This is a genomic window from Oceanisphaera pacifica (assembly GCF_017498065.1).
Classification (GTDB): Bacteria; Pseudomonadota; Gammaproteobacteria; order Enterobacterales; family Aeromonadaceae; genus Oceanimonas; species Oceanimonas pacifica.
Window position 1 is genome coordinate 141,357 of sequence record NZ_JAGDFX010000001.1, and the last position, 12,785, is coordinate 154,141.

12 protein-coding genes and 4 tRNA genes are annotated in these 12,785 nt (G+C 45.1%); 9 read left to right on the forward strand and 7 right to left on the reverse strand.

The window, feature by feature from the left end; all coding sequences use genetic code 11:
• Positions 1-16 precede the first annotated feature (16 nt).
• Entirely contained in the window at positions 17-874 is an 858-nt protein-coding gene (locus J3U76_RS00635) for a prepilin peptidase (protein ID WP_208003739.1), read from the forward strand.
• A complete protein-coding gene (coaE, locus tag J3U76_RS00640) occupies positions 871-1,482 on the forward strand; it encodes a dephospho-CoA kinase (RefSeq protein WP_208003740.1) in 612 nt (203 codons plus the stop codon). Before J3U76_RS00635 ends, coaE begins: the two co-directional genes overlap by 4 nt.
• Positions 1,483-1,520: 38 nt before the next feature.
• On the opposite strand, the gene J3U76_RS00645 is transcribed toward coaE, so the two are convergent.
• The 6 genes from J3U76_RS00645 to trmB form a co-directional block, all read right to left on the reverse strand.
• Entirely contained in the window at positions 1,521-2,702 is a 1,182-nt protein-coding gene (locus J3U76_RS00645) for a CsgG/HfaB family protein (RefSeq protein WP_208003741.1), read from the reverse strand.
• 10 nt (positions 2,703-2,712) lie between these two features.
• Positions 2,713-4,155 (reverse strand): DUF6844 domain-containing protein, encoded by a 1,443-nt coding sequence (locus tag J3U76_RS00650; protein ID WP_208003742.1) that lies wholly within the window; start codon positions 4,153-4,155, stop codon positions 2,713-2,715.
• Between the two features lie 49 nt (positions 4,156-4,204).
• Entirely contained in the window at positions 4,205-4,816 is a 612-nt protein-coding gene (lpoB, locus tag J3U76_RS00655) for a penicillin-binding protein activator LpoB (RefSeq protein ID WP_208003743.1), read from the reverse strand.
• Positions 4,817-4,828: 12 nt separating this feature from the next.
• Positions 4,829-6,226 carry a COG3014 family protein gene (locus J3U76_RS00660; RefSeq protein ID WP_208003744.1) on the reverse strand — a complete coding sequence of 466 codons (1,398 nt, stop codon included), beginning with the start codon at positions 6,224-6,226 and terminating at the stop codon, positions 4,829-4,831.
• A 399-nt stretch (positions 6,227-6,625) separates the two neighbouring features.
• A complete protein-coding gene (locus tag J3U76_RS00665; protein ID WP_208003745.1) occupies positions 6,626-7,960 on the reverse strand; it encodes a M18 family aminopeptidase in 1,335 nt (444 codons plus the stop codon).
• Between the two features lie 169 nt (positions 7,961-8,129).
• Positions 8,130-8,864, reverse strand: a complete 735-nt coding sequence (gene trmB / locus J3U76_RS00670; RefSeq protein WP_208003746.1) for a tRNA (guanosine(46)-N7)-methyltransferase TrmB — start codon at positions 8,862-8,864, stop codon at positions 8,130-8,132.
• Positions 8,865-9,152: 288 nt separating this feature from the next.
• On the opposite strand from trmB, the gene mutY reads away from it, so the two are divergent.
• The 7 genes from mutY to J3U76_RS00705 all read left to right on the forward strand — a co-directional run bounded on the left by mutY (position 9,153) and on the right by J3U76_RS00705 (position 11,782).
• Entirely contained in the window at positions 9,153-10,214 is a 1,062-nt protein-coding gene (gene mutY, locus J3U76_RS00675) for an A/G-specific adenine glycosylase (RefSeq protein WP_208003747.1), read from the forward strand.
• On the forward strand, positions 10,211-10,486 hold the full coding sequence (locus tag J3U76_RS00680) for an oxidative damage protection protein (protein ID WP_208003748.1): 276 nt from the start codon (positions 10,211-10,213) through the stop codon (positions 10,484-10,486). The genes mutY and J3U76_RS00680 overlap by 4 nt, the downstream gene beginning before the upstream one ends.
• A 96-nt stretch (positions 10,487-10,582) precedes the next feature.
• A tRNA-Phe gene (locus J3U76_RS00685) sits at positions 10,583-10,658 on the forward strand.
• A 76-nt stretch (positions 10,659-10,734) separates the two neighbouring features.
• A tRNA-Phe gene (locus J3U76_RS00690) sits at positions 10,735-10,810 on the forward strand.
• A 28-nt stretch (positions 10,811-10,838) separates the two neighbouring features.
• Positions 10,839-10,914 (forward strand) — tRNA-Phe (locus tag J3U76_RS00695).
• Between the two features lie 5 nt (positions 10,915-10,919).
• Positions 10,920-10,995, forward strand: a tRNA-Thr gene (locus tag J3U76_RS00700).
• Positions 10,996-11,452: 457 nt separating this feature from the next.
• Positions 11,453-11,782 (forward strand): hypothetical protein, encoded by a 330-nt coding sequence (locus J3U76_RS00705; protein ID WP_208003749.1) that lies wholly within the window; start codon positions 11,453-11,455, stop codon positions 11,780-11,782.
• Positions 11,783-11,967: 185 nt separating this feature from the next.
• On the opposite strand, the gene J3U76_RS00710 is transcribed toward J3U76_RS00705, so the two are convergent.
• The gene (locus tag J3U76_RS00710; RefSeq protein WP_208003750.1) at positions 11,968-12,582 is read right to left on the reverse strand and encodes a type VI secretion system-associated protein TagO; all 615 of its coding nucleotides are present in this window, start codon (positions 12,580-12,582) and stop codon (positions 11,968-11,970) included.
• Positions 12,583-12,785 lie beyond the last annotated feature (203 nt).

The window sequence follows — 12,785 nt, forward strand, 5'->3', positions numbered from 1 at the left end:
TTATAAAGGCATTTACATGGTTGTGCTAAAAAATATTGACCCTTCTCTTCTGTATCTCGTTATTACGCTGTTTGGCCTACTGGTTGGCAGCTTTCTAAATGTGGTTATCTACCGACTCCCTGTGATGTTAAAACGAGGCTGGCAACAAGAGTGTGCTGAGTTTAGCGGTCAAGCTACGCCCGCACTCCCAAAATTTAACTTAAATACTCCTCGTTCACGCTGCCAATCTTGTCAGCACCCATTAAGCGCACTCGATAATATTCCCCTAGTAAGCTGGTTATTATTAGGTGGGCGTTGCCGTTATTGCAAAGCCGCTATCTCTAAACGCTACCCCTTAATTGAGCTGACTACAGCCCTATTATCGGCCCTGGCTGTATGGCGTTTTGGCGCCAGCCCCCAACTATTAGCCGCCCTGCTACTTAGTTGGACCTTGTTGTGTATGACAATGATCGATATCGATCACCTGCTGTTGCCCGATAACCTAACGCTGCCCTTAATGTGGGTCGGCTTACTGATAAATATCAATACCCTGTTTGCTGCGCTGCCCGATGCCGTGCTCGGTGCCGCCGTCGGCTACGGTATTTTGTGGAGCCTATATTGGCTATTTAAACTCGCCACCGGCAAAGAAGGCATGGGTTATGGTGACTTTAAGTTATTAGCTGCACTGGGCGCTTGGTTTGGTTGGCAGGCCATATTACCCATTATCTTAATCTCATCGATCACCGGCTTATTATTAGCCGTTATCCTGATGGCCAGCAAGCACTTAAACAGCGATATGGCGATGCCTTTTGGCCCTGCCCTTGCATTAGGGGGCTGGGTGTATTTAATGTGGGGGGAGACATTAGTAACCTGGTATTGGAGTCTCGTATTATGACTTATATTATTGGCGTGACTGGCGGCATTGGCAGTGGCAAGTCCACTGTGGCAGATTTGTTTGCTGAGCAAGATATTACTATTGTGGATGCCGATGTGATTGCCCGTGAGGTGGTGGCTGTCGGTGAGCCGGTATTGGACGCCATTGGCGCTTACTTTGGTCCAGAAGTGATTGCAGCAGATGGCAGCTTAAATAGAGCCGAGTTACGACAGCGTATTTTTGCAAGCCCAGCGCATCGCCATTGGCTAGAAGCCTTATTACACCCGCTTATTCGTGAGCGCATGATAGCCGACTGCCAACAGGCCCGCTCGGCTTATTGCTTATTAGTGGTGCCCTTATTAGTGGAAAACCAATTAACCGATCTTTGCGATCGTGTATTAGTAGTAGATGTAGATCCAGAACTGCAAATAGCTCGCACCGTCGCGCGTGACAACACCCGTACGGAGCAAGTACAAGCCATTATGGATACTCAAGCCAGCCGCGAAGAGCGCTTGAGTGCGGCCGATGATGTGATTGATAATAACGATCAAGATTTAAGCCAAGTAAAAACAGCCGTATTGAAATTGCACCTAAAGTACACGCAGCTTAGCCAAGCTAAAGGCGAATAAAAAGCCCTACTTGACTTATTAAGTAGGGCTTTACGCTCTTATAAAATAACACCCCCGCCATCAGCGCTGGGGGTGCTTTCTTTAGCGGGTGCTCTGCGGCGCACCGGCTTACTGACTTTTTTAGCCGGTGGGCTGCTAGGACGCGCTATTTGGTTTTTCTCTAATAAGCTACTGTCTCCCTCAACTAGCTCAGCATAAGCCAGCTTAGGTTGCACCTTGGTAATACGGATCTTACCAATTTCAGATTCATCTTGGCCTAATACTTCACCTGTATAGGGATCAACCAGCTTTTCACCTAAATCAAACACACTAAAGTAGCTGCCCACTTTGAGTGTTTTTCCCCCTTGGTTAATAATAACCCGCTTGCCTTTCACACTAATCAAGCGCAAAGGGTAAATATTATCCATGGTTTGCTGAAATATATTTTTTACCGCTTTGTTAATCAAACCGTTTAAGTTGCCGTTACCCGCTTTCAGACTGACACTATCAGACCACTTCACTTGCCGAGTTGGCACTTCAATTAACTGATAACGCACTCGCAAAGCACTGCTGGCATAATGTTTTACCTCGCCAGTTAGCTCAATATTCTTTGACCAGCGGCGGGTATTAGCCTGTTCAACCTGTCCGACCAAAATATAATCAAGCCCTAGAACTTGTCCCATGCGGGCTTTTTCAGCCAAACCGGTATCAGCACTTTCCCATAAAGCTTTTTCTTGACGGTAAGCCTCATTTTGACTGCGTTCAAGTACCGCAAAACGTCGACTTTGCGTATATAGCTCTTGCAGCTCACTGCTAAAGGTGGCGCCATGGCGGCCAGTAAATGGCAATATAGCGAGTTTACGGCGACTATCAGCCGATAAACCTGCGGCTTTATAATGTATAACATTCACATGCAGGCGAACACGACAACCCTCGCCATTACAGTCTTTAGATAAAATGTCGTAACTGTCCACCATTCCTTTGGCCGCCACACTGCCATTACGCTGTGTGTGGGTCATGGTTTCTGTTTCGCCATTTTTCTTATGTAATAACTGCTCTACTTGTTGCGAGTTTTTGATATCAACGCCATTCACTTGGCTTATCGCTTCAATTAACGCATTCTCTACCGCTAACCGCTCAGTGGCACCAAAGCCATTCACCTGAACGGGTGTGGTTGCTGCCCATACCGGCACTGCCACCAACAACAAGGGCAGCAATAAAGCGCTTATCCACTTTTTCATGCGGTGCTCCTTAGAAATCAGAAATATCCATCAAGTCCATACTGGCACCCTGATTGCTACCCGAGTTTTGTGGCTGCTGTGAGGCAGGCTTAGCCGGTGACTTACCCGCTTTAAAGGTCCGCATGGCCTGCTCTTTTTGTGGGTGCCATGCCACCACTACACCATTAACTTCGCGCCCAGAAGTGGGGTGTGTATGAGTCCAGCGCTTAGCAACAGATAAGCCTACTAAGCCCTCAACAGATGAGCTCATTTGCGACATTTGTCGTGTTTCTTTTAATAATTTAGTGGTGGTTGCGGCAACAGTATCTTCACCACCCTCGGTCTTAGTTAGAGTTGCAACTTTTTCACGTTGTGAGCCTTTGCTGGTATTCGTTTTCATACTGCCATAAAGATTATAGGCTTCAGAAATATGCGCATAGGCTTCTTGCTGCGCTTCAATAAAGGCAAAGTCGCGGTTATCGTTACATTCTTCGTAATCCACTGGGTTACAGTCATTACCCGCCATGCCAAACGAGACCAGCATGGGGTAACCTTGCTCATCGCGTAGCATTTTTACGCCATATTCGTACATAAGATTAGGCTTATTAGCCTCCAAAAAGTTATCCAGATTTACCCCTGGCTTCTCAGGTTTAGGCACGACTTGCCCTTTGCTGCTTTGCAAAGACGCCAACAGATTTTTCATCTTATTTGATGTTGATAACACTACGGCCACAGAGGTATTTCCATTATCGTCAGTGACTTCAAACGTTTTTACAATCATAGCGCCACTGATCTCACCACGCGCACGGGTTTCAGTTTCACGCATCATGGCTTTGCGCATCATCACTTTACGCTTAGACTTAGGCGCAGCTTCAAAATCATTAGGATCCACTCCTAATTCAACGAGCTTAGAGTTTAAAGAGCCATCTACCACGGCCACTAGCTTATTCATCATGGCGTTCATTTTACTTTCGCTGCGCAACTCTTCAGGACTAAATTCAGGCCCTTTATTAGTACGAAATGACTCTCTGGCCACTTTAGAGCTCACATCTAAATGCAACTCACTAATTAACGACTCACGAGCTTTAGTTTGTGCTTGTAAGTAGGCAATAGTGCGAGCATCACCCCAGTCTGGAGCGCTAGATTGCAGGCTAATATCAGCCACACCATATTGTAAAAACACCTCATTAGCTCTGCCCTGTTGGCGATAAGCCTGACGACGCTTGCTTACATAACGCTCGGCTTGCTCAGATACATGGCGGTGAGCATTTTTGATGCCGGCATCCACAGCTTTCACAATTTCAATTTCAGTTTGTGCCGGAGCAGCCACTGCATCATCAACGGCATCAGGAGCGTCGGCAGCCACTTCTGCGACCTCAATTTGTGCCGGAGCAGGGGCTGTGGCCGGAGTTTGTGCCACAGCATTGCCTGCATATAGGCCCAGAAACATGGCCCCATAAAGAAACGTTTTCATATTATTCATCCTTAAAAATACCAATAGGCCCCAAAGAGGCCCATTGTGATTACCAAGATACAGTACGGTTGTCGCCACGCTTAATAATAGGGTACTCGCCTTCCCAATAAGCCAGACCATTTTCTAAGTTAGTGAGCGTCATTTGAAAGTAGTAATCAACCTGCTGAGTACGGCGATCAACGCGGTTATTACGTTGAATAACTTTGCCACTTAGGCTGTAGTCGGGCGCAATCACTTTATTGTTTTTCTTAACCGTGCTGCGTTTAACCATGGATGAGTTTCTTAGTTGACGTACTTTAGCGGTCATTTCATCTTCTGCGCCATTTAAACCTATTGCAGTAGTGGTAATAAACTTGCCACTTTGTAATAAGCGCACCCGTATCTTCTTAGTTAGCTGATCAGTATCAATACGCTGTGTGGTGTCGTTAATCATGGTGGATACCGCCATCACATAACGGCCACCTTGTGAGGCTTGTGGATGTACCAGTAACGGGCTGGCTATCATTTCATCAACAGCTTGGCTGGCCGCTGTTTCAAAGTCTTTATAATCCAACCCCATGACGGCGGTTTGGTCTTGGCTTGGGTCAACATACCGCGTGGCCGTTGTACAACCGGTTAGGGTCGCCAGTAAAATCATGGCTGGTAACATTATCTTTTTCATTGAGGTGCTCTCTTATAGGTTAATAGTTTCAACTGTGGGCTGTAAGTTAGGTGCGGCGGCTTTGACATATACCATATGAAAACGGCTATTCGGATCCAGATCTACATCTAGCGGCAATGCTAATCCTGGAGTCTTAATGGTCAGCTTATTAGATGTAGGGCGAGCAACTCTTGCTAACTGCCATTCTTTAGGCAACGCAGTCCAAGAGCGAATATCAGCCCCGGTAGAGGCCGCTTGAGCCATACCAGCAAGCATGCCTGCTAAAGGATTTCTATCCTGTATTTGCTTTTGCGCTACCGTTTTTAGCGTAGTGCGGATCACTTCGCGAGTTAAAATATAAGGGAACTCGCTTTTAAACTCAGCCTGAATCACTTTATCCATACTGGCTAATGGTCGAGTTTTTATTTTGCCGATTTCTAAGTACGGATAGGCTTGCGGACGCTCCACAAGCTTGGGTAAGGCGATGCCGCTATAAGTGACGTTAGAGGTAAACGCGAATAAAGGTAGGTCGATACGAAACTCTTCTTTCTTAGCGCCTAAGCCATTTTCAAAAATAACCCATACTGTTGGCTTATGTCGTTTCATGCCACGACCCTTGGTCAAACTCGTGGCCATATTCATATCAACTTTAACATCAGCATTTTTTGTTAGGCCATATACACGTTTAAAGCTATCTCTGGCTTTACTGTAATCGCTGTTATCTTGTGCCTTAAGCATAAAGTAAAGGCCGTGTAGATAGGTTGAGAAGGGATTGATATAGCCGTCGTAAGCACTCCATTGTGATAGGTCGACACCTTGATTAGCCAAAATAGGCGTGGCTTTTTCTAAACTTCGATCAATGTTTTCTTGATCAAGCTGTGCTTGTTCTTCAGCAAGCTTTTCTTTTTGCTTGGCCACTTTTTTCTGGAAGTATTCAGCGGCTCTTCGCTGACGATCTTCAGTTCGATTCCATTCAATACGTGCGTTGGCGTTATCCCCTTGCGCCATAAAGTTTAGCGCTTTATAAGTATTGGCCATCACACCATCAAACTGGCTTTGCTTGTAGCTAGTCACGCTGTCATTAAGAAACATAGAGCCGGCTAATTGCGCGCCTTTAGATAAGAAGTGCTCTGTGTCTTCGCCTTGCATTTCATATTCAGCAGCATCAAATAATAAGTTAGATTTACGGTATGCTTTTTCTTGACGCAGTAGCGTTGCGGCTTGTAAGGACCAGAGTAAGTTTTTTGCATACCCCGTATCTTTATCAATTTTCGCTCTTTCTTCTGCTAATACGATGGCATCCAAGTTAGCCCCATGAGTAATAGCTTGCTCAAAGCCACCAAACTTGTCTTTTTGCATTACTGAAGTACAACCAGACAACAGCAATAGGCCGGTCAGCATTAGAAGATGCTTTCCTGATAAATAAGTCATGATAATTTACGTTCCATGTGTGCAATTTATAAGCTTTTTGATCGCGTCAAAAACAGCCGCAGCATATTAAACAAAAAAAGTCATTAATTGAACCTTTAAATTAATAGAAAACAAAAAAGATAAAATAAACTGACGCCAGTTAACACAAGGCTATTAATTAACAAAGCGAAAAAATAGCAAAACGTTACTCATGCATATAAAAAACCTACGCATTTAGTCGTATTATACTTTAAATGGATCATTAGGGAGGTTGGTTATTTATTAAACAAGACAAGAAGGAGGGTATACTGTGTTAAAGCTTACTAAGCATGAAAAAGCATAAAGTATGGATAAATGTTATTAAGCCAGAGCAAGGTTCTCTGGCTTAATATCGTATAAATATCTTCTATGGGTATAACTTCACGACTCTGCGAGCAAAATGTCTGCGCCATCCCACTCGCTGATAAAAGCTTGTAGCGCTTGGCTTAAATACCAAGCATCTTTGCTACCAGCGGTTTCGCGAATAGAGTGCATAGACCATTGCGGCGCGCCTACATCTACCACTCGTACGCCTAACTTAGTACCTGCAATGGGGCCTATGGTGCTGCCGCAGCCCATATCGGAGCGCACCACAAAATGCTGATAAGGCACTTTGGCCATGTCACAAAAGCTACTGAACAAGGCGCTGGTTTCACTACTGGTGGCGTAACGCTGGTTGGCATTAACTTTAATAACAGGGCCGGCATTAATTTTTGGCCCGTGGTTATCATCATGCTTATCGGCATAGTTGGGATGAATGGCGTGAGCATTATCGCAAGAAATAAGCAAAGAGCGCGCTATCATGCGCTGATATTGTTGCTCGTTACCACTTAAGCGGCGCAATACACTTTCTAAAAAGGGACCTTCGGCTCCAATAGCAGAGGCACTGCCCACTTCTTCATGGTCGTTACATACCAATAATGAGGTTGCCGCTTGTGTTTGCTTATCGCTTTGCAACAATGCTTTTAATCCGGTGTAGCAAGATAATAAATTATCGAGGCGCGCCGAACTAATAAACTCTTGCTCTAAACCTATGAGTGCTGGTGGCTGAGTATCATAAAAGCACAAATCGTAATCTATCACCTCTGCCACCTCATGGCCGGCATCGCGTAACCAAGTGGCGAGCCAATGACGCAGCACTAAGTTAGGGCTGGCACCTTCGCTTTCATCGACACCCAGAATAGGCGGTAGGTGTAGCTGAGCATTCACAGTCGCGTTTTTATTAGCTTCGCGGTTTAAGTGAATCGCCAGAGAGGGAATAATGGCAATCGGCTGTTTGATATCCAGTAACGCAGAGCTTAGCTTGCCTGCTTTATTACGAAAGTGCACTTGGCCGGCAAGAGATAAATCACGATCAAACCAAGGGTGTAGTAATACCCCACCGTACACCTCAACCCCTAACTGCAAGCAGCCTTGGCGTAGTAATTCAGCCTTAGGTTTTACTTTTAAACAGGGGCTGTCGGTATGTGCCCCCATCATGCGTACCCCAGTTTCAGCCACGGCTTGCTCGCCTAAGCGAAAGGCAATAATAGAACAGGCACCACGGGTTATCCAATAACCTTGGCCGGGCGTTAACTGCCATTCTTCACTTTCATTTAATGCTGTAAAACCGGCCTTGGCTAATTGCTTCTCCATCATTAAAACCGCATGGGCTGGGCTTGGAGAGTCCTGTAAAAAATCAATTAACCCCTGATTAAATTCTGCTTGTTCAGTCACTTAATTACCTCGAAAAAGCTATTAGCTGTCAGCCGTAAGCTATCAGCTAAAAAGAAAAAGACCACTTTTATAGAAGCCGCTTTAACGGTCAGCTGGTGTTAGCTAGATATCTTGCTATTGACCTTAACTGACAGCTTAAAGCTTACGGCTTATCGCTCCCCGAAGGGGCCTAAGAAATGCGCGTAAAAATCAAATCCCACACACCATGGCCCAAGCGATGGCCACGCTGCTCAAACTTGGTTAAGGGACGATAATCTGGGCGCGGCATATAATCGCCCTCGGTACAGGCATTGGCATAACCGGGGGCGGCATTCATCACCTCTAACATATGCTCGGCATAGTTTTCCCAGTCGGTAGCCATATGGAATTCACCACCAATTTTTAGCTTACTACGCAGCATCTCTACAAACGCAGGCTGTACGATACGACGCTTGTGATGACGAGCTTTATGCCAAGGATCAGGAAAAAACAATTGCACACGATCAAGGCTTTGCTCAGGCAACATATGCTCAAATACTTCTACTGCATCGTGACACATCACTCGCAAGTTAGTCAGCTTTGCCTCAGCTGCTCCCATTAAGCAAGCGCCAACACCTGGGGTATGAACCTCAATGCCGATATAGTCAAGCTCGGGTGCAACGCGCGCCATTTCCACTAGCGAGCCTCCCATGCCAAAGCCAATTTCAAGAACTCGTGGCGCCGAGCGCTTAAACTCCGCATCTAAATCGAGTAACGCCGGCTTATATTCAATGCCCATGATTGGCCATTGCATGGTCATGGCATTTTCTTGGCCTTTAGTTAAGCGTCCTTCTCGGCGTACAAAACTGCGAATTTTGCGTTTGCGTAGTTCTTGCTCTGTTTGCTTAGCCTGTTCAGTGGCCTCACCCTGTTGCGAGTCTGTCATTATTATTCTCCGGGAGGATAGATGCGCGAATATTACAAGGTTATGCTCTATACAAGGCTTATAATATTAGCGAATTATGCTGTTTATCAGTCGATTTTAAATGCTTGATACACAGATTGCGACCACAGCGCGACTTTCTGGTCGTGATAGATACAGGTAGTAGCATCAATCTGCCATGCTTTCTCCGTAAAAATAGCTAAACGCACACCGGCTTAATAGCGACCTGTTTGCACTCAACATCTCACTGTGGTCTGATCTGCACATTATGTTTAAATCATAGTTACTATTGTGAATACAGCTTCTTTTGCCCAGCGCGTACTGGACTGGTACCAAGCGTACGGGCGTAAAACATTACCTTGGCAGCAGCATAAAACCCCTTATCGCGTCTGGGTGTCCGAAATAATGCTACAACAAACCCAAGTCGCGACCGTTATTCCCTATTACGAACGTTTTATGGCGCGTTTTCCTGATGTGCTGAGTTTGGCTAATGCCGAACAAGATGAGGTGCTGCATCTATGGACTGGTCTTGGCTATTATGCCCGTGCTCGTAATTTACATAAAGCCGCACAAACCATTCGTGATCATTATCAGGGCCATTTCCCTGAACAATTTGCCGACGTATTAGGCTTGCCCGGCATAGGCCGCTCGACCGCGGGCGCAATCTTGTCTTTATCTCTGGGGCAACACCACGGCATTTTAGATGGCAACGTCAAGCGAGTGCTCGCGCGTTGGTTGGCGCAACAAGGTTGGCCTGGGCAAAAAACAGTAGAAAACCAACTCTGGGAGCAAGTCTCGCGTCTTACACCCGCCACCGGGGTAAGCCAATATAATCAGGCCATGATGGACTTAGGCGCCACTATTTGTACTCGCTCTAAGCCAAAATGCGAGTCTTGTCCGCTTGCCAATGATTGTCAGGCATTAGCACTAAACACCCCTACGGCCTTCCCTCATTCCAAGCCCAAGAAAACTGTGCAACCGGTTAAAGAGGCTTACTTACTATTGCTCAAACAAGGTCAAAATATTTTACTAGAGCAGCGCCCACCACAAGGCATTTGGGGAGGATTATATTGTTTTCCTGAATTTAATAATCAGCAAGATTTAACCTCTTGGCTAACACGCTATCCCCAGGCCTCTAAAGCTGTCCCATTAGCTGGTTTTCGCCATACATTTAGTCACTTTCATCTTGATATCACCCCATACTTGGTTGAATTGGAGCAGATCCCTCACGAGATCATGGCCGGATCCCAACGACTTTGGTATAACTTAGAACAACCCGCATCGGTTGGCTTGGCAGCGGCAACTAAAAAACTGCTCGCCTACCCACAATTGCAACAGAGGAACCATCAATGAGCCGTACTATTTTTTGCCAGCGCTTACAAAAAGACGCCGAAGGACTGGATTTTCAACTTTATCCGGGCGAATTGGGCAAACGTATTTATAACAATATCTCTAAAGAAGCCTGGGCTGCTTGGCAGCATAAGCAAACCATGTTGATTAATGAGAAAAAGCTCAACATGATGAATACTGAGCACAGAGAGTTACTTGAAAAAGAAATGGTGGCCTATTTATTTGAAGGCGCCGAAGTAAAAGTGGACGGTTATACGCCACCTTCAGCAGACTAAACGACCGATATTGTTCAAGGCTTGAGCAATCGCGCTTGAGCCTTTGAAATAGCGGTTGACTTAATAGGGGCAATCTTATTAAATAGCGCTCCGTTAGCCCGGATAGCTCAGTCGGTAGAGCAGAGGATTGAAAATCCTCGTGTCGGCGGTTCGATTCCGTCTCCGGGCACCATATTGAATATAAAGTCGGCTAGTAATTTATATGTTGGCTTTATGAAAGTTTAAAGTATGTGCGCATCGCGTGCTACGCCCGGATAGCTCAGTCGGTAGAGCAGAGGATTGAAAATCCTCGTGTCGGCGGTTCGATTCCGTCTCCGGGCACCATTTAAAAGTATGCAGCAATGCATATTATGCCCGGATAGCTCAGTCGGTAGAGCAGAGGATTGAAAATCCTCGTGTCGGCGGTTCGATTCCGTCTCCGGGCACCATTTAAGCCGGCATAGCTCAGTTGGTAGAGCAACTGACTTGTAATCAGTAGGTCCCGAGTTCGACTCTTGGTGCCGGCACCATAAAAGCCAAGGTTATTTGGCACAATGAAACCAGTTTCGCTTAACGGCAAACTGGTTTTTTTGTGTCTGAAATTTAAAGTTGAGTACTATATAACTGTTCTATCTCTCGCCCCTGCAAAAATCGACAAAGAGTCTATTCCGAAGACACACTACTGATCCATTCGAGACCGCAAAGTGTCATCCAGCATTCACCACTGTCTGTATGGTAAGTGTTCTCTGTTACTTCTTCTTAAGCTGTGCATCGTTTGTGAGTAGCTAATCACGACTCATAGTTGGATAAAGACAGTTTTCGCTAAAAAATCACATAATTAAATATATCTTAGGTGCAATAAAAGTTTGTATCTTAGCTTATTACTCCTATACTAAATTCGTAATTATAATATATGTCAGATTGTTATTGATTCAAGCTCAAGCCATATCGACTAGTCAATAGCGTTAATACAGCAGGAGTAACTAGATGATTTTATCGAAATACAATATTCGTACTATGTGTTTAATGACCAGCTTAGTGTTTATATCAAGCATTAGCTTTGCGGGAGTTATAAAGCCCGACTGTGATATTTCAAAAGCCGCTAAAAATGCCGCACTAGAAAGTACTGTTGGTGTTAGCGGTCGATGTGATGCATCTAAAACAGCAAAGCAAGCTAAAGATGAGGCGTTGGAAGGCGTAACCGATAAAGTAGATAACACTAAGGATGCCATATCAGACACTAAAAATAATGCTGCTAACACAATTGGAAACGTAAAAGATGAACCAGCAAAAGCAGCCGTAAAGCTAGCTAATTAATATTTATTAGCAACTAGACTGTCACTTTACGATATAGCACATGAGTACAAACTTCACTTAATAAACTACTTATAGTGTTTCACTTTTTCTGCTAAACCCTATAAGTAGCTCCTCATAAAATATAGGTTACATAGGAGCTTATAAAAACTTCCGATGTAACTGTCACAAATACTCTTAATACCCTCTTACCAAGCGCAGGCTTCTCTTAATGCAGTAATGGCGTTATCTAGCCCTGATGTATCAAATACGGCTGTGTAAGGCTTTTGATTAAAAGGAGTGACTTGGGCAACCATTTTATTGGCCGTTAGCATGTCTTTTAGCATAGCAATGGGCGTGTGACTAAATGTTTGCTGCTTACCTCTGGGCATGGCCCACTTTGAGGTGTGAGCGGCGTTGTTTCCTATTCTTAGCGTCACATCTGCTTCGCTGCCTAAGTAAGTTTGCCAATCAATATACATTTCCGTTTTTTTAGAGTCGCAGCGCGCAACCAACATAATGGGTTTACTAAACCTAGAACCACCAGAGTCTGCTTCTAGAGATATGTTGACCGTTTTGGTGTCATCTATGGGATCAACCTTGTTAACAATCGTCCACTTACCACGGCGAGTCGTAGGATCGCTGTCCTCGTTAATATTATGTGCTTTGGCTATTTGGTCGTAGCATTTTAGCCGAGAGGGATCGCTTTCAATAGCAGCACAGTGCGCAAGGGCACTAGATGGGACAGTCTGAGCCATAGCAGGGCCGGTCAAGACCATGGGCAGTGCTATTGTCATGGATAGTGCTAACATTTGCTGTTTCACTTTTACCTCCTCCCTAAGCCTATAACGTTAAGACTATCATCCCACTGCTATATCGCCCAGCCTCTGCTAACTATATTGTGATAAGCAAACAACGAAACTAATACGCTAACCGTTAAGGCGACAGAAAGCGGCTCACCTAATATTATCTTGCTAGAGGAGGCCGCAGAGGAGTGATAGCCTGATACTTTGTGAATATCGTACTC

Coding starts and splice junctions, on each gene's coding strand:
- J3U76_RS00635 (WP_208003739.1), top strand. CDS start 17: ATGGTTGTGCTAAAAAATATTGACCCTTCTCTTCTGTATCTCGTTATT.
- coaE (WP_208003740.1), top strand. CDS start 871: ATGACTTATATTATTGGCGTGACTGGCGGCATTGGCAGTGGCAAGTCC.
- J3U76_RS00645 (WP_208003741.1), bottom strand. CDS start 2,702: ATGAAAAAGTGGATAAGCGCTTTATTGCTGCCCTTGTTGTTGGTGGCA.
- J3U76_RS00650 (WP_208003742.1), bottom strand. CDS start 4,155: ATGAAAACGTTTCTTTATGGGGCCATGTTTCTGGGCCTATATGCAGGC.
- lpoB (WP_208003743.1), bottom strand. CDS start 4,816: ATGAAAAAGATAATGTTACCAGCCATGATTTTACTGGCGACCCTAACC.
- J3U76_RS00660 (WP_208003744.1), bottom strand. CDS start 6,226: ATGACTTATTTATCAGGAAAGCATCTTCTAATGCTGACCGGCCTATTG.
- trmB (WP_208003746.1), bottom strand. CDS start 8,864: ATGACAGACTCGCAACAGGGTGAGGCCACTGAACAGGCTAAGCAAACA.
- J3U76_RS00680 (WP_208003748.1), top strand. CDS start 10,211: ATGAGCCGTACTATTTTTTGCCAGCGCTTACAAAAAGACGCCGAAGGA.
- J3U76_RS00705 (WP_208003749.1), top strand. CDS start 11,453: ATGATTTTATCGAAATACAATATTCGTACTATGTGTTTAATGACCAGC.